Raw genomic sequence first — 16,341 nt, forward strand, 5'->3', positions numbered from 1 at the left:
GAAAGACAGGTTTCCAACTATCGATGCTCCTGTTACGGTCACGCAATCACCGCAACTTCTTGCACATCTTGCAGGAAGCCTAGCTGTCACCGACATCTGCCTGACCGTCCCCGAGGAGGGCACCGTGCGTATCCCCCGTCCCCGCGCCGCGATCCCCGCGGCCCTGGCCGCGATACTTGTCGCGGTCGGTCTCACCACCGTCGCCGGCGGCACCGGGCCGGCCAGCGCCGCCGACGTACGCGCCAACGGCGACGCCATCGTCCACCTGTTCCAGTGGCGGTGGAACTCCGTCGCCACCGAGTGCGAGCGCAACCTCGGCCCCAACGGCTGGGGCGGCGTACAGGTCTCCCCGCCGCAGGAGCACGTGGTGCTGCCCAGCGCCGAGGGCGCCACCTACCCGTGGTGGCAGGACTACCAGCCGGTGTCGTACCGGCTCGATCAGACCCGGCGGGGCACGAAGGCCGAGTTCGTCGACATGGTCCAGCGCTGTCGCGCCCAGGGCGTCAAGATCTATGTGGACATGGTTCTCAACCACATGAGCGGCACCGGCTCGGCCGGCAGCGGCCCGGGCAGCGCGGGCACCGTCTACAGCAAGTACAGCTACCCGAACCTGTTCAACGACGGCTCGGGCGACAGCTACGGCTACGCCGATTTCGGGCCCTGCTACCGGCGGATCAGCAACTGGGGCAACAAGCAGGAGGTGCAGGACTGCGAACTGCTCGACCTGGCCGACCTCAACACCGCCGACCCGGAGGTGCGGCGAAAGGTCGCCAAGTACATGAACGCGGTGATCGACCTCGGGGTCGCCGGGTTCCGGGTGGACGCCGCCAAGCACGTACAGGAGGCGCACCTGGCCGACATCATCAGTCGACTGCGGGACGTGCCCGGCTTCGGCGGCCGGCCGGACCTGTTCCACGAGGTGTACGGCGACGGCACCATCCCCTACACCGCGTACGCCCCGTACGGCGGGGTGACCAACTTCGACTACCAGCGGGCCGTGTCCTCGGCGTTCCGCGACGGCAACATTGCCCTGCTGGGCAACCTGCCCAACTACGGCGGGCTGACCGCACAGCAGGCGGTGGTGTTCATCGACAACCACGACACGCAGCGGGAAAACCCGACGCTCACCTACAAGAGCGGCGCCCGCTACTACCTGGCGGACACGTTCATGATGGCCCACCCATACGGCCGGCCCCAGCTGATGTCGAGCTACGCGTACGGCTCCGTGCACGGGCAGGGCCCGCCCAGCAGTCCCAACGGCACCACCCTGGCCACCGACTGCGCCAGCGACGCGTGGATCTGCGAGCACCGCGACCCCGGGGTGGCCGGCATGCCGGGCTTCCGTAACGCGGTTGCCGGCACCGGCATCGGGTCGGTCACCACCGAGGGCAACGGCCGGCTGGCGTTCGCCCGGGGCAACCGGGGGTACGCCGCCTTCAACGCCACCGGCAGCACCTGGAGCCGCAGTTTCGCCACCTCGCTGCCGGACGGCCGCTACTGCAACGTGGGCCGGGGCGCGTACGACCGGTCGACCGGGGCCTGCCCGGGTGGCGCGGTCACCGTCACCGGTGGCAGCTTCAGCGCCGCCATTCCGGCCGACCAGGCGGTGGCCCTACACGTCGAGGCCCGGCTGAACGGCGTCACCCCGAGCCCGACGCCTACCGCGACGCCGACCACCACGCCGACGCCGACCGCGAGCCCGTCCCCGCCGGCCGGGTCGACCCGGTTCACCGCGACCGTCTCCACCGACCCGGGGCAGGAGGTGTACGTCGTCGGTTCGGTTCCGCAGCTCGGCTCCTGGAACCCGAGCAACGGGGTGAAACTGTCCACCACGTCGGGCAGCTACCCGACCTGGACCGGGTCGGTGGACATTCCGACCGGCACCGCGTTCGAGTGGAAGCTGGTGAAGGTCGGCAACGGCACGACGCAGTGGGAGAACGACCCCAACCGCACCGGCACCGGCGGTACCGCCGTGACCGCCACCTGGAACCAGCCCGCGAGCGACCCACCGGGCGACGCCACGGTCTCCGTACGGCTCACCGCCAGCACCACGTACGGGCAGCACATGTATCTGGTCGGCGACCTGCCCGCACTCGGCGGCTGGGATCCGGCCCGAGGGATCCGGCTGGCACCGACGGAGTATCCGGTCTGGACGGGTGCGGTACGCCTGCCCGCCGGCACCACCTTCTCCTACAAGTACGTCAAGCGAACCGACTCCGGCCAGGTGGTGTGGGAGTCGGGCGCGAACCGTACCGCCACCACCACCGGTTCGCCGACGCTCACCGACACCTGGCGCTGACCACCTGGCACCGCCCGCACCGTGCGGCCCCTCCCGTTCCCCGATCGGGAGGGGCCGCCCCCGTCCCACGGTGCGCCGAGCGGCCGGCGTCGACCCATTTCGGACGCCGGCCCGTCGACGGTCAGGGCGTCGCGCGTCGGATGGTCAGGTAGCTGAGGCCGGCGAGCAGCAGGGTGAACAGCGCCGGCCAGCCGACCAGCAGGGCCCAGCCCGGTTGGTCGGCGAACCAGCCGCCGATCGCCGACCACCAGCCCCGCCAGGTGGCGAGCACGCCGAGCCCACCGATCCCGGCCAACGCAACGGTGCTCAGCATCAGCATGCCGTTGACTCCCCAGCGCTTGAAGACCAGCGCGATGGCGATGCCGATGAAGCCGAGCAGCAGGAACGGGATCGCGAAGCCGAGGAACCGCAGCACCGGGTTGTCCACCAGCAGGAAGGGAATGCCGAAGAAGGTCAGGTTGACGCCCCACCCGTCGGTGGCCTCCTCTATCACGGCCAGCAGGTAGAGCACCGCCGCGTAGCTGGCCGCCTGCCCGAGGTAGTTGAGCACGTTGCCGAGGTAGAAGCTGCGGCGTGAGACGCCCAGCCCGATGGCGAACGGAAAGTCATGGGTGATCGCGTTGATGCTGGCGACGAACATCACCACGTAGATGCTCATCAGCCCACCGGTGGTCGGCTCGAAGTCGTCGGCCTCGTTCATCGCGCTGAACAGGGCCAGGTTGATGAGGAAGCTGAGCGCGAGGATCCCCCACGGCCAGCCGACCACGCTGCGCCAGCCGACGAACTGGAGCCGAGCCACGGTCAGGGCGCGGTTCATCGGACAGCCTCCTTGTCTGCCACAGCGGCGCTACCGGCCGCGTGCCCGTTTGTCGAGGTGGTCAGGCGTACGACGATGTCCTGCAACGAGGACGCCTCGAGGTCGAGGCCCAGGGACCGGGCGCGGTCGTGCGCAGCAGGGCCGAAGTCGCCGCGTACGGTGGCCCGGGCCGTGCCGCCGAGCGACGCCCGGTGCAGTTCGGTGCCGGTACGGGAGAATTCGTCCACCGCCGCGACCGGACCGGAGACGGTGACCACCTGGCCACGCAGCGCCTCCGCCTCGACGTCGAGCAGGAGCCGACCCCGGTCGATCAGCAGGACGTGCTCGATCAGGTCGCTGACCTCGTCGATGAGGTGCGTCGACAGCACGATGGTGCGTGGATGCTCGGTGTAGTCGGCCAGCAGGTGGTCGTAGAAGAGCTGCCGGGAGACGGCGTCCAGGCCCAGGTAGGGCTCGTCGAAGAAGGTCAGCGGGGCACGCGAGGCGAGCCCGACGACGATGCCGAGCGCGGAGAGCATGCCGCGGGAGAGCTTGCGGACGTTGCGCCCTCGCGGCAACTGGAACACGTCGACCAGTCGCTGGGCGAGCGCCTCGTCCCAACCCGGATGCACCAGGCGGGCCGCCTGCAAGACATGCGCGACCCGCAGGTGCGACGGGTAGGTCTGGCTCTCCTTGATGAAGGAGATCCGGGAGAGCACCTGTTCGTTCTCGTACGGGTGCTGCCCGAAGACGCTGACCTCACCGCTGCTGGCGAAGTTCTGCGCGGTGAGGATCTGCATCAGGGTGGTCTTGCCGGCACCGTTGCGCCCCAGCAGGCCGTGGATCCGATGCTCGGCAAGCGAGAAGCTGACCCCGTCCAGGGCGGTGACGTCCTGGTACCGCTTGGTCAGATCGGTGACGGTGACGACCGCGCTCACTGGCCCTCCTCCCAGGTGTCGATCATGTTCTTGAGTTCGCCCGGTTCGATGCCGAGCTTGCGCGCCTCGGTGAGCAGCGGCCGGACGTACTGCCGGGCGAACTCGTCGCGACGCCGGCCGCGGAGCTTCACCCGGGCGCCGGGAGAGACGAACATGCCGATTCCTCGCTTCTTGTAGAGAGTTCCGTCGTCGACCAGCTTGTTGACCCCCTTGGCGGCGGTCGCGGGATTGATCCGGTGGAAGGCGGCCAGCTCGTTGGTCGAGGGCACCTGGCCCTCCTCTGCGAGGGTCCCGTCCAGGATCGAGTTCTCCAGCAGCTCGGCGATCTGAAGGAAGATCGGCCGGCCGTCCTCCATCACGTCCACCATCCCCAGACGCCACCCTGGTTGGCTGGTTCATTACTCATGTAACTAACCATGCAACCAGAGTGGCATCGCTGTCAAGGCGGCGCCAGGTCCGTCCGAGCGGCGGCGGATCGCGAGACACAAGAGGCGAGCCAGGTCGGGGCGAATCGCGGAAACAGCCGACCGGAACGCGACCATTCGGATACGAGTTTGGATCCAGGCGAATTCCAGAATGTTGAACAGCGCCAGCGGTAGGTCGATTAGCGGCACCAGTGACGCGGGTCCCCAAAGCTCGCAAAATTGCCGTTCACAGAGGTCTCGCAACATCGATGTCACCCACCACCACCTGCAACTTCGTTGAAATCGCACCGACATTCGACGATGTCTCAGCACGGTTACGAAACTTGACGACCAGATTTCACGGTGGCAATACTTGGCGTACCTGAAATCATATTCAACATTGTTGAAATTCAAGTTGACTGAAATTCGGGAGGGAATGGTGGCCGGCATTCAGTCCGTGTCGCGGACGCTGCGCATCCTCGACGCCGTGGCCGCCAAGCCGCGTGGGCTGACGCTGCAGGCGATCGCCCGCGCGGTGGAGGCCAACGTGACGACGGTGCACAACTTCCTGGCCACCCTGGTGCATGAGGGGTATCTCGCCCAGGAACGCAGCCGAGGGCCCTACACGGTCGGACCCCGGTTGCTAGCCCTGGCCAACACCATCGGCGTGGTCCATCAGGAACTGACCTCGGTGGCGCTGCCCTGGATCGAACGCTTCCGCGACCAGGTAGACGAGACCCTGCACCTGAGTGTCCTGGTCGGCCGGGAAGCCACCGACATCCTGTTCATCGAGAGCAGCCAGTCGGTGCGGTTCACCTCGTCGGTCGGCAAGCGAATGCCGCTGCACGCCAGCGCAGCCGGCAAGATCCTCCTCGCCTGGCGTCCGCCCGGTGATGTGGACGGGCTGTTGGACGCGACACTGCCCGCGTACACGACCGAGACGGTGACCGATCGCACGGAGCTGGACCAGCATCTGGCCGAGGTCCGTGACCGTGGTTACGCGGTCAACCTCGGCGAGCTGGATCCGTCGGTGCGCTGCATCGCCGGACCGATCCGTGACCGCAACGGCCAAGTGGTCGCCGCGCTGAGCATGTCCGCCCCGGTGTTCCGCTTTCCAGACAACTCCGTCCACGCGCTACAGGACCTGATGGCCAGGACCGTGCGGGCGATCAGCGACCAGATGAGCCTCAGCACCAACCGCAGCACGCTCAGCAGCCACGGCGATGCCGCGGGACCGATCAGCCACGACACACCGATCTCCCCGGCACCGGGGGTCGGAGCAGGAGGAAGGACAGCATGACCAGCCGCGTCCGTATCGCCCGCAAGAGCATCCTGATCGACGACGAACCGATCTACGTACGCTCCGGCGAACTCCCCTACTACCGCACCGACCCGGCAAGTTGGCGGCACCGTCTCGACGAGGCCCGCAACGCCAATCTGAACTGTGTCGCCAGCTACATCCCCTGGGAGTGGCACGAGCCCACCGAGGGCACGCTCGACCTGGACGGCCGTACCCACCCCCAGCGTGACCTCGTGCGCTACCTGGACCTGGTCGCCGACAGCGGGCTGCACCTGATGATCCGGCCCGGCCCGTTCATCAACTCGGAGTTCCGCTACGGCGGGCACCCGGCCTGGGTCTTCGACAACCACCCACAGCTGTGGAGCCGCGACTCGGACGACAAGCCGGCGCTGTGGCGGGGACATGGCGTGCCGATTCCGGCCCAGTTGCACCCCGATTTCCTGTCCCTGGTGGACCGCTGGTACGAGCAGGTGGTACCGCTGCTGGCCCGGTACACCATCGGCAACGGCGGACCGATCGTGCTCAGCCAGCCGGACAACGAGATGAACATCGCCTTCACCTACGGGCTGGGGCACTCCCTCTACGACACGCACTCCATCGGCGACGGCACCACGCCAGGGTTGTGGCAGCGCTGGTTGTTGGAGCGGTACGGCTCGGTCGAGGCGGTGGCCCGCCGCCACGGGCTCCGCGTGAGCGGCGTGGCCGAGTTGGCCCCGCCCCGTCGGGCGGCGGCGGACCCGGCCGGGCGGCGGCGGATCGCCGACTGGCTGGACTACAAGACCTGGTACATCTTCACCTACGCCAGCCACCTGGTGGACCGCTTTCGGGACCTCGGCCTTGATGTGCCGTTCACCATGAACGAGCCGGTCAACATGATGTTCAAGGGCGGCGACCACGCCGCGGCGTCGGACTTCTTCCGGCACGAGGAAGGCCAGTACTTCACCACCGGGCACCTCTACCTCACCGGCGGCGAGCAGGACCTGATCGGTGTGCCGACCACGCTGTACCGGCTGGAGCTGGTAAAGCTGCTGGATCTCGCCGGGCCGACATTCGTCGCCGAACTCGCCTCCGGGTGGGTCGACCTGACCCGCAACCGGGCGCACTACAACTTCGACCTGCTGACCCGGCTGGCGCTCGGGCACGGTCTGGACGGCTACAACATCTACATGTTCTCCGGCGGGTACAACGCGCCGGGTTCAAACAACTACGGTCGGGACTACCACTGGAACGCACCGGTCCTACCTGACGGCACCCGGCACCCCACCTTCGACCGGCTGGCCCGCACCGGCGCGTGGATCTCCGGCTGGCAGCCGGAGTTGGTCGACACCGAGAAGGAGTTCGACTTCTACCTGGCGCTCTCCACAGACCTGGCTTACCAGGCCCGCTGGATGGACGAGGTCACCGTGCTCAGCCCCGGTAGCGACGACACCTTCGGGTACGCGACCGTGGCGACCAAGGCCAGCCACGACGCGTACGACGGAGTCGACGGCGTGATCCGGATCATGACCGAGTTCAACGCCCACTTCACGTTCCTCAACCCGTACCACCCGCCGCAACGGCCGATCGCCGACCGCCCGATCGTGGTGCCGACCAGCGGCCGGCTGCCCCGGCAGGGCTTTGACCTGCTGCGCCGGCAACTGGAGGCCGGGCAGACGGTGGTGTTCTTCCCGACCGTGCCGACCATGGACCTCGACAGTGAGCCGGCCACCGATTTTCTGCGGTTCACCGGGCTGGACCAGGTCACCGAGACCGAGGTCCCGATCCCGGGCATGGAGCCGGGGCGGACCCGGTTCCTGACCATCGACGGCACCGGCGACGGCGACGCCGGGATCCCGGAGGTGGCCGTCGACCGGGGGCTGCGGACGTTCGCCGGCATCGGCGATGACGCCGAGGTGCTGGCCACCCACGAAGGCCAGCCGGTGATCTTCAGCAAGCCGGCCGGTCGCGGCCGGGTGCTCGTGATGGGTGTCTACCCGTCCTACCTGACCCGCGACAGTCAGGACTTCTTCCGTACCGTCCTGCTCGACGCCGCCGGGGTGCGCCGCCGGGTCAGCACCACCGGGGAGCGGTTGCACGCGGTGCTACGTCGCCGGCCCGATTCTCCAGCAAAGCTCGTCACCGTCGCCAACGTCGCGGGTGGTGACGGCATCGGCCGGGTCACCGTCGCGCTCGACGGCGAGCCTCCGGTCACCTTCCCGCGCGTCGGTGAGCTGACGGTCGACCCGAAGAGCATCTACCAGCTCTGGCTCGATCTGGATCTCGGGTACACGCGGATGCTCTATGCGACGACCGAGCTGACCCCGACGAACACCGAACGGACCGAGTTCGCCGCCCGTGGTGACCGGCTCGCACCCGTGGAGTTGGCGTTCGACCGGCCGACCAGCGGGTCGTGGAACGGCCAGTCGTTCCGCTCCGAGCCGGTGGACGACCTGCACGTGGTGTCGCTACGCCACCACGACGGCACGGCCACCCTGCACCTCGACAAGTGACCCGTCAGCAGTTCGACACCTGACCACGACGAACTAGACAGAAAGGCCGGAGGGCACCGCCATGTCCCACGACATCATCGACGTCCACGCGCATATCGGCATCAGCTCTACTCTCGCGGTCGCCGGCAACGCGGAGGATGTGCTCCGGAAAATGGACGACAACGGCATCTCGCAGGCCGTCATCTCACCCATTCCCGGATACGAGGATCCGAAAGGCATCGCAGATTCTGCGACGCAGAACGACAATATCGCCCAGGCGGTGCGCAAGTGGCCGGACCGCTTTCCGCGCGGCCTCGGCGTGGTGGAGCCACGGCACGGCGCACCCGCTCTCGACGAGGTGGACCGGGCAGTCGAGGGTCTCGGTCTGCACGGACTCATGTTCCACAACGACTTCGCCGGCCTGCCGCTGGACCATCCGTCGATGTTCTCCATCCTGGAACGTCTGGCCAGATACGACGGTCAGGTGGTGCAGGCGCACACCGCCCAGCACTCGATCCTGGAGGCGCCGTTCCAACTCGGCAAGCTCGCTGCGGCGTTCCCGTCGGTGACGTTCGTCAACGCTCACCCGATGATGGACACCACCCACCTGTCGGCGAGCATCGATCTCGCCTCGCGGGCACCGAACATGGTCTTCGACACCTGCATCTCGCATCACCACCTGTGGCCCATCGAGAAGGCTGTCGCCGGCATCGGCGAGGACCGCCTGCTGTTCGGCAGCGACAACCCCTATTTCGACCATTCGATCGACATCGACATCATTAATCACTCCTCCGTATCCGACGCAGTGAAGCAGAAAATTTTCGCCGGAAACGCCCGACGCGTTTTCCGCCTTTGAAAAGCGCGCAAAGGGAGGTAGTCATGAAACGGAACATCACACGTGCGGCGCGGATGGTCGCCGCGGCCACGGCGGTCACTCTGGTGGCCACCGCCTGCGGTAGCGGCGGCGGCTCCGACTCGGACAACCCGTACGACGGGGTCACGCTGCGATTCCTGCGCCACGCCGGTTACGACGCCGAGCTGATGCAGGAGAAGCTGGCCGACTTCACCGCCGAGACCGGCATCGAGGTCGAGATGGACACGGTCCCCTACTCCGACCTGCACAACAAGCAGGTGCTGGAGCTCTCCGGCGGGGGCGGCTCGTACGACGTCACCGCGGTGCCTGACTTCTGGCTCGGGGAGTACCAGGCCGCGGGCTGGCTGCGCCCGCTGGACGACTACCTCGCCGACGAGGATCTGTACGACCCTGACTTCGACATCGACGGCATCCCGGACGCGCTGCTGGAGGCGAACCGGGTGGACGGGCAGTTGCTCGCCCTTCCGTGGAAGTTCAACACGCTGATCATGTTCTACCGCAGCGACCTCATCGAGCAGCCTCCGGTGGACTGGGACGCCTGGCTGGCGTCGGCACGGGCCGCCAGCGGCGACGGCGTGTCCGGGGTCGGCCTGAGCCTGGCACCTGCGTCGTTCACCGAACTGTTCATGGATCTCGTAGTGCTCAACGGCGGCCAGTTCCTCAACGACGAGGGCACCGAGGCGGCGTTCAACTCGGCGGAAGGCGTGGCCGCGCTGGAGTTCCTGCGCGAGCTGACCGGTGTGTCGCCGCAGGGTTACCTCAACCGCACCTACGACGACAACGCCGCGCTGATGGCGCAGGGCGCCACCGCCACCGACCTGCTGGTGCCGTACCAGGCAAGCGTCGTCGAGGGCGACGACTCGCAGGTGGCCGGCGACATCGGCTACGCCACCCTGCCGCCGGCCACCGCCGGCGAGCCCAGCACCTCCAAGCTGAACACGTGGGCGCTGGCGGTCACCGCCGGCAGCCCGAACCCGGAGGCGGCCTACCAGCTCGTCCAGTACCTGATGTCACCTGACCTGGTGGAGTGGATGACCACCAGCGCCGACGGCGCGATCGTGCCGGCCCGTGCCGACCTGCTGACGCGCCTGCAGGATCAGTATCCATCGTTCGCGTCGGCCGAGCAGGCGGCCCAGAACGCCTGGTCGTATCCGAAACTACCGGAGATCTCGTCGATCGAGAACCTCATCGCGACCGAGTTGCAGGCCACCCTGGCCGGCGGCGGTTCGGCGCAGGCCGGCCTCGACGCGGCAGCCGCCGCAGTCAACCGGGAACTGGATTCGTAACCATGCCCGCCGCGCTCACGCGTCGTGCGCGTGCCGCCGCCCCGCCACCGGTCACCACGTCCGGGGCGCGGCGGCGGCCCGCCCGCCGATTCCGCTTCTCGACCGGGCACCTGTACGTACTGCCGGCGTTCCTGGTGGTCGGTGTGGTCAGTCTGTTCCCCCTGCTGTACACCCTGTGGCTGAGCACCCGCAACCACGAACTGATCAGCCAGAACCGGGACTTCGCCGGGTGGGAAAACTATCGGGCGGTGCTGGCCGACCCGGCAGTGCGCTCGGCAGCGGTCAACACGACGGTCTACACGGTCAGCACGGTGCTGCTGTCGCTGCTGTTCGGCCTGCTGCTGGCAATGCTGGTCAACCAGATCGGCTGGGGTAGGCGGATCTTCCGGACCGCCTTCTTCATGCCGATGCTGATGGCGCCGGCGGTGGTCGGGGTGATGTGGCGGTTCCTCTTCAACGATCAGGTGGGCCTGGTCACGCTGATCGGCGATGCCGTCGGATACAACGGCAGTTGGCTGGGCAATCCGACGATGGCCATGGTCGCCATCATCGTGGTCGACGTCTGGCAGTGGACACCGTTCGTGTTCATGCTCCTGCTGGCCGGCTTGGAGGCGGCGCCGGGGGAACCCGTCGAGGCGGCCCGCATCGACGGAGCCAACGCCTGGCAGATCTTCCGCAACGTCACCCTGCCGGCGATCATGCCGTTGATCGTAATCGCCCTGCTGTTCCGCTTCACCTGGGCGTTCCGGGGCTTCGACCACGTCTACACGATGACCCAGGGTGGCCCCGGCGGCGCGACCGAGTTGCTGTCGCTGGCCGTGTGGCGCAGGGCGTTCGTCAATCTCGACTTCGGCCAGAGTTCGGCCATCGCCATGCTCATGTTCTTGCTGATGACCGCCATCGCCATCGGGCTGATGCGCAGCACCCGGACGGATCGGGGGTGATTCGATGACCACGACGACCATGCCGTCGCCGCCGCTGGGGCAGGCCGGTCCGACCGGCGGCAACCGGCGACCGAACCGACGCCGGACGACCATCACCGTCGTCAAGTACGCGCTCGTGACGCTCCTGGCAGTCGGATATCTGGTGCCCATCTACTGGATCCTGATGACCTCGTTCAAGAGCCGCACCGAGGCGTACGAGATCCCGCCACGGATCTTCGTGGCCCCGGACTGGACCAACTACGTCGCCTACCTCAGCCAGTCGCGGGTGGTGTCGTTCCTGACGAACAGCCTGGTCATCACCGGCACGTCGACGTTGATCACGATGGTGCTGGGGGTGCTGGCGGCCTATGGTCTGGCCCGGTTGCGTCCGTCGGGCAGCGCGACGATCAGCTTCCTGTTCCTGTCCACCCGGTTCGTGCCGCCGATCAGCACGGTGGTGCCACTGTTTCTCGGTCTGAAGGCGCTGGAGGTGTTCGACACCCGATTCAGCATGATCATCATTTACTCGGCGATGAACATCCCGTACGCGGTGTGGATGATGCACGGCTTCTTCCAAGACCTGCCGGTCGAGGTGGAGGAGGCGGCCTGGGTGGACGGTTGTTCCCGGCTCGCTGCGCTATGGCGGGTGGTGCTGCCGATGTCGTCCGGTGGACTGGCCGCGACCAGCGTTCTGGTCGGGATGTTCGCCTGGAACGAGTTCCTGTACGCGCTGATGTTAACCAGCCGCGAGGCCAACACGTTGCCACTGTCGATGACCGCGTTCCTCGGTGAACAGGGCACCGACTGGGGCGGCATGGCCGCCGCCGGCACCCTGATCATGATTCCAGCCCTGATCTTCTCGATCTTCGTGCAGAAGCAGATGGCCCGTGGCCTGAGCTTCGGCGCGGTCAAGGGCTGAGCATGTCGCAACAAGCGGGGAGACACACGATGAAGATCCGTTCGGCCGTGCTGCGGCACACCACGTCGCAGCGGCCATACCGTGACAGCGCACCTGTCACGGTCGAAGAGCTGACACTCGGCGCTCCGCGCCCAGGGGAACTACTGGTCGCGGTACAGGCCGCCGGCCTCTGCCATTCGGATCTGTCGGTGGTGGACGGCAACCGGGTACGCCCACTACCGATGGCGCTCGGCCACGAAGCGGTCGGTGTCGTCGCTCGGGTCGGCCCCGGTGTCACCGACGTCAGTCCCGGCGACCACGTGGTGCTGGTGTTCGTGCCCAGTTGCGGGCGCTGCCGGCAATGCGCGGCCGGGCGGGCGGCGCTGTGCGCCCGGGGTGCGGCAGCCAACGCCGCCGGAGAACTACTGCACGGCCCGCCGCTGTTAGCGGATCACACCGGCACCCCGGTACGCCATCAGTTGGGCGTGTCGGCCTTTGCCGACCACGTGGTCGTGGCGCGCGAGTCGGCGGTGGTGATCGACCCGGACGTGCCGTTCGAGGTGGCCGCGATGTTCGGCTGCGCGGTGCTGACCGGGGCCGGTGCGGCATTGCACACCGCCGCCGTACGCCCTGGCGAGGCGGTCGCGGTGTACGGGCTCGGCGGTGTCGGGCTGTCCGCGGTGATGGGCGCCCGGCTCGCCGGTGCCGATCCGATCGTCGCCGTCGACCCGGTACCGGCCAAGCGGGAGGTCGCCCTACAGGTCGGCGCCACCGTCGCGGTGGACCCGGCCGACGCAGCGGCGCTGATCGCCGGGCTACCAGAGGGCGGAGTCGACGTGGCGGTCGAGACGGCCGGCAGCGCCGGCGTGCTGGACGCCTGCCTCGCGGCGCTCGTCCGCGGCGGCCGGGCCGTCGCCGTCGGCCTGCCCCACCCGGACAGTCGTCTCGGCACCTCGGCGCTGGCCTTCGCCGGCGAGGGCAAGCAGCTGCTCGGCTCCTACCTCGGCGACTGCGTGCCACAGCGGGACATTCCACGTTTCCTGGCGCTGTGGCGCGCCGGTCGGCTGCCCGTCGAGAAACTGCACACCGCGACGCTGACCCTTGATGACATCAACCAGGCGTTGGACGACCTCGCCGACGGCCGGGCCATCCGGCAACTGCTGCGCTTCGGGGCGAGCTGCGACTCGGCCGACGCCGCGACACCGGCGAAGACGGAGGACTGACTCGTGTCCACATCCACTCTCACCACAGAACTCCTGGACCGTCTTCCCGGTCAACTACTCATCGGCGGGCAGTGGCGGGACGGATCCGGCGGCATCTTCGACGTGGTCGATCCGGCCACCGGTCAACCTCTGCGGTCGGTCGCCGACGCCACTGCGGCCGACGCCCTCGACGCGCTGGACGCCGCCGCGGCGGCGCAGTCGAGCTGGGCGGCGACTCCGGCCCGCCAGCGGGCGGAGATTCTCCGCCGAGCGTACGAGCTGATGCGCGACCGCGCCGAGCAACTCGCCCTGCTGGCCACGCTGGAGATGGGCAAGCCACTGGTCGAGTCACGGGCCGAGGTGGCCTATGCGGCCGAGTTCTTCCGCTGGTTCTCCGAGGAGGCGTCCCGGATTGAGGGCGACTTCCGTCGCACCCCCGAGGGCACACACCGGATCCTGGTGATGCGCCAACCGGTCGGCCCCAGCCTGCTGATCACTCCGTGGAACTTTCCGCTGGCGATGCCGACCCGCAAGATTGCCCCGGCACTCGCCGCCGGCTGCACCACGGTGCTCAAACCGGCGGAGGAGACTCCGTTGTGTGCGCTGGCGATCGCCGAGATCCTGGTCGAAGCCGGCCTGCCCCCCGGGGTGCTGAACGTGGTGACCGCTGCGGACCCGGCACCGGTCAGCGCGGCACTGATGAACGACGCCCGGCTGCGCAAGGTGTCGTTCACCGGCTCCACGCCCGTCGGATCCCACCTGCTGCGGACCGCCGCCGACCGGGTGCTACGGGTGTCACTGGAGCTGGGTGGCAACGCACCGTTCATCGTCTTCGACGATGCCGACCTGGACGACGCGGTGGCCGGGGCGATGGCGGCGAAGATGCGCAACATCGGCGAGGCGTGCACGGCGGCGAATCGGTTCTTCGTCGCCGAGCCGGTGGCTGAGGAGTTCGTCCGCCGTCTGGCGCAGCGCATGTCGGAGTTGGCGATCGGTCCCGGCATCGACCCGCGGTCGCAGGTCGGACCACTGATCAATGCCGTGGGACGCGACAAGGTCGCCGGCCTGGTCGACGACGCACTCGCTCGGGGCGCGACGCCGGTGCTCGAAGGCGGTCCGATGCCCGGCGCCGGGTTCTTCTTCGCCCCGACAGTGCTTACCGGTATCTCGCCGGACTCCCGGCTACTGACCGAGGAGATTTTCGGCCCGGTCGCTCCCGTGTTGACCTTTCGTGACGAGGATGAGGTCATCGCTGCCGCCAATGACACTGATTTCGGCTTGCTGGCCTACGTGTACACCGCCGACCTGCGCAGGTCGCTGCGGGTGGCGGAGCGGTTGGAGGTCGGCATGGTCGGCCTCAACCAGGGGGTGGTGTCCAACGCGGCGGCACCCTTCGGTGGGATCAAGCTCTCCGGCCTCGGTCGGGAGGGCGGTCGTGATGGTATCGAGGAGTACCTGGAGACAAAGTACGTCGGCATGGCCGAGTAACGCGACCGGCCCGGTCGCCCACACGCGGGAATGCGTTCGCGTCCCGGTGCGGGCGGCCGGGCCGCCATAGCAGGAGGCCGAGGTTGTGCCGCTCGCCGCCAGCGTCTGGGCATCGACACCATGAGGATCAGCCGTACGGCGGCCGGGCGTACGCGGCCCGCAGCGCGGCCAGACCGGTCGCCTTCGGGTTGAGGGTGCCCCAGCCGGAGTTGAAGTAGTTCGTCCGGGCGATGAGCGGGCCGCGCTCGGCGTTGAGCCGGGCGATGGCCGGTGGCACCGTGGCGATCCAGGCCGCCTGGTCGGGGATCTCGATGACCCGTACGCCCCACTCGGCGATGAGCACCGGACGGGACAACGCCACCGGGCCGAGATCGGCCACCGCCCAGTCCTTGGTGCGCCGGAACCGCTCCAGCGCGGTGTGGCTGGGACTTGTCGCGTAGACGTTCCACTGGAGGTAGTCCAGCCGGGTCATCAACGCCTCGGGGTGGGTGCGCCGGAAGCAGGCGCGGTCGAACCCGCCGACCCCGACCGAGAAGGTGCTGCCCTGCGGCAGCCCCTTGGCTCCGAACCAGTTGACGATGTACGTCACCGCCTGCACCGCCCGCGCGTCGGACTCGGCCCAGGTGTACGCCTTGCCGGCCTCCGTGGTGCCGAACTCGTGATCGGTGTCCAACTCGGAGGCGAGCTGGATGTTCACCGCGAAGCCCATCGTCCGGTACTGCGACAGCGCCCGGGCGAACAGTCCGTCGCACTGCCCGGCGAGGACCTGGCCGTAGCCGTACGCCTTCGGCCAGATCGCGCCGGGCCGCTGCTGAATGGTCATCGCGGGCGCCGGCACCGTGTACCGCACCCCGTCCACGGTGAAGCTCTGCGGTCCGGTGTCGGGCGCGCCGTAGTGCTTCAGTTCGAGCACCATGTTGAGCTGCACCCCGGCCCGACCCAACGTGATCAGCCAGGGGCGTTGGTAGCCGGGAAAGATGTAGGCGTCGGCGAAGCTGCGGTACTGGGTCAGCGACCGGAAGTTGCCGCCGACCATGTCGGCCGTCGGGTCCGCGCCGCCGGAGAGGTAGTACCCGCCCAGCACCGGCGGCAGCACGGTGTAGGCGACGCTGGCGCTGGCGGTCCGGTTGGCGGAGTCACGCACGGTGACGGTCACCCTCGGCATCACGCCACCGCCCGGTAGACGGCGACCGCACCGTTGTCGGAGACCCGCGACCAGGCGCGCCCCGAGTCGTCGGCGACGGTGACGGTGAGCGGATCGATCACCGCGGTCACCGAAACGGGGGCGCTACGGTTGCCCTGCGCGTCGGCCACCGTGACCGTCACGGTCAACCGCTGGTGATCCGGGTCGCCGTAGTTGACGGTCAGCAGCATCTGCTCGCCCGGCGAGTAGGTGGTGGGATTCATCGAGGCGTTGGCGGTGGGAGCGGCCATGGCGGCTCCTTCCTGGCTTGGTCGCCGTGAC

General features: G+C 68.3%; 14 protein-coding genes. 9 read left to right on the forward strand and 5 right to left on the reverse strand.

Features of this window, described 5'->3' with window-relative positions; all coding sequences use genetic code 11:
* Positions 1-124 precede the first annotated feature (124 nt).
* Complete coding sequence (locus tag O7601_RS28600) at positions 125-2,299, forward strand: carbohydrate-binding module family 20 domain-containing protein (RefSeq protein ID WP_281564139.1); 2,175 nt, start codon at positions 125-127, stop codon at positions 2,297-2,299.
* Positions 2,300-2,420: 121 nt separating this feature from the next.
* On the opposite strand, the gene O7601_RS28605 is transcribed toward O7601_RS28600, so the two are convergent.
* Genes O7601_RS28605 through O7601_RS28615 form a run of 3 tightly spaced genes read right to left on the reverse strand, consistent with a single transcriptional unit; the run spans position 2,421 to position 4,401 of the window.
* The gene (locus O7601_RS28605) at positions 2,421-3,116 is read right to left on the reverse strand and encodes an ABC transporter permease (protein ID WP_281564140.1); all 696 of its coding nucleotides are present in this window, start codon (positions 3,114-3,116) and stop codon (positions 2,421-2,423) included.
* A complete protein-coding gene (locus O7601_RS28610; RefSeq protein ID WP_281564141.1) occupies positions 3,113-4,033 on the reverse strand; it encodes an ABC transporter ATP-binding protein in 921 nt (306 codons plus the stop codon). The genes O7601_RS28605 and O7601_RS28610 overlap by 4 nt, the downstream gene beginning before the upstream one ends.
* Positions 4,030-4,401 (reverse strand): GntR family transcriptional regulator, encoded by a 372-nt coding sequence (locus tag O7601_RS28615; protein ID WP_281564142.1) that lies wholly within the window; start codon positions 4,399-4,401, stop codon positions 4,030-4,032. The genes O7601_RS28610 and O7601_RS28615 overlap by 4 nt, the downstream gene beginning before the upstream one ends.
* Positions 4,402-4,852: 451 nt before the next feature.
* Here O7601_RS28615 and O7601_RS28620 point away from each other — a divergent pair, with 451 nt between their 5' ends.
* The 8 genes from O7601_RS28620 (at position 4,853) to O7601_RS28655 (ending at position 14,876) form a co-directional block, all read left to right on the forward strand.
* Complete coding sequence (locus O7601_RS28620; RefSeq protein ID WP_281564143.1) at positions 4,853-5,737, forward strand: IclR family transcriptional regulator; 885 nt, start codon at positions 4,853-4,855, stop codon at positions 5,735-5,737.
* Positions 5,734-8,226 carry a beta-galactosidase gene (locus O7601_RS28625; RefSeq protein ID WP_281564144.1) on the forward strand — a complete coding sequence of 831 codons (2,493 nt, stop codon included), beginning with the start codon at positions 5,734-5,736 and terminating at the stop codon, positions 8,224-8,226. The genes O7601_RS28620 and O7601_RS28625 overlap by 4 nt, the downstream gene beginning before the upstream one ends.
* Before the next feature lie 61 nt (positions 8,227-8,287).
* On the forward strand, positions 8,288-9,061 hold the full coding sequence (locus tag O7601_RS28630; protein WP_281564145.1) for an amidohydrolase family protein: 774 nt from the start codon (positions 8,288-8,290) through the stop codon (positions 9,059-9,061).
* Between the two features lie 23 nt (positions 9,062-9,084).
* A complete protein-coding gene (locus O7601_RS28635; RefSeq protein WP_281564146.1) occupies positions 9,085-10,365 on the forward strand; it encodes an extracellular solute-binding protein in 1,281 nt (426 codons plus the stop codon).
* A gap of 2 nt (positions 10,366-10,367) precedes the next feature.
* Complete coding sequence (locus O7601_RS28640) at positions 10,368-11,309, forward strand: sugar ABC transporter permease (RefSeq protein WP_281564147.1); 942 nt, start codon at positions 10,368-10,370, stop codon at positions 11,307-11,309.
* A gap of 4 nt (positions 11,310-11,313) precedes the next feature.
* Positions 11,314-12,207, forward strand: a complete 894-nt coding sequence (locus tag O7601_RS28645) for a carbohydrate ABC transporter permease (RefSeq protein WP_281564148.1) — start codon at positions 11,314-11,316, stop codon at positions 12,205-12,207.
* Positions 12,208-12,236: 29 nt separating this feature from the next.
* Entirely contained in the window at positions 12,237-13,409 is a 1,173-nt protein-coding gene (locus tag O7601_RS28650; RefSeq protein ID WP_281564149.1) for an alcohol dehydrogenase catalytic domain-containing protein, read from the forward strand.
* A 3-nt stretch (positions 13,410-13,412) separates the two neighbouring features.
* Complete coding sequence (locus tag O7601_RS28655; RefSeq protein WP_281564150.1) at positions 13,413-14,876, forward strand: NAD-dependent succinate-semialdehyde dehydrogenase; 1,464 nt, start codon at positions 13,413-13,415, stop codon at positions 14,874-14,876.
* 127 nt (positions 14,877-15,003) lie between these two features.
* Here O7601_RS28655 and O7601_RS28660 read toward each other — a convergent pair whose 3' ends face one another.
* Both O7601_RS28660 and O7601_RS28665 read right to left on the reverse strand, forming a co-directional pair.
* A complete protein-coding gene (locus tag O7601_RS28660; protein ID WP_281564151.1) occupies positions 15,004-16,041 on the reverse strand; it encodes a hypothetical protein in 1,038 nt (345 codons plus the stop codon).
* Positions 16,041-16,310, reverse strand: a complete 270-nt coding sequence (locus O7601_RS28665; RefSeq protein WP_281564152.1) for a hypothetical protein — start codon at positions 16,308-16,310, stop codon at positions 16,041-16,043. Before O7601_RS28665 ends, O7601_RS28660 begins: the two co-directional genes overlap by 1 nt.
* Between the last annotated feature and the right edge of the window lie 31 nt (positions 16,311-16,341).

The sequence above is a fragment of the Verrucosispora sp. WMMD573 genome, from assembly GCF_027497175.1.
In the GTDB taxonomy this organism is placed as follows: Bacteria; Actinomycetota; Actinomycetes; order Mycobacteriales; family Micromonosporaceae; genus Micromonospora.

What these genes read in the sequence shown, in the direction of transcription:
- O7601_RS28605 (WP_281564140.1), bottom strand. Translation starts at nt 3,116, where the DNA reads ATGAACCGCGCCCTGACCGTGGCTCGGCTCCAGTTCGTCGGCTGGCGC.
- O7601_RS28615 (WP_281564142.1), bottom strand. Translation starts at nt 4,401, where the DNA reads ATGGTGGACGTGATGGAGGACGGCCGGCCGATCTTCCTTCAGATCGCC.
- O7601_RS28625 (WP_281564144.1), top strand. Translation starts at nt 5,734, where the DNA reads ATGACCAGCCGCGTCCGTATCGCCCGCAAGAGCATCCTGATCGACGAC.
- O7601_RS28630 (WP_281564145.1), top strand. Translation starts at nt 8,288, where the DNA reads ATGTCCCACGACATCATCGACGTCCACGCGCATATCGGCATCAGCTCT.
- O7601_RS28635 (WP_281564146.1), top strand. Translation starts at nt 9,085, where the DNA reads ATGAAACGGAACATCACACGTGCGGCGCGGATGGTCGCCGCGGCCACG.
- O7601_RS28640 (WP_281564147.1), top strand. Translation starts at nt 10,368, where the DNA reads ATGCCCGCCGCGCTCACGCGTCGTGCGCGTGCCGCCGCCCCGCCACCG.
- O7601_RS28645 (WP_281564148.1), top strand. Translation starts at nt 11,314, where the DNA reads ATGACCACGACGACCATGCCGTCGCCGCCGCTGGGGCAGGCCGGTCCG.
- O7601_RS28650 (WP_281564149.1), top strand. Translation starts at nt 12,237, where the DNA reads ATGAAGATCCGTTCGGCCGTGCTGCGGCACACCACGTCGCAGCGGCCA.
- O7601_RS28660 (WP_281564151.1), bottom strand. Translation starts at nt 16,041, where the DNA reads ATGCCGAGGGTGACCGTCACCGTGCGTGACTCCGCCAACCGGACCGCC.
- O7601_RS28665 (WP_281564152.1), bottom strand. Translation starts at nt 16,310, where the DNA reads ATGGCCGCTCCCACCGCCAACGCCTCGATGAATCCCACCACCTACTCG.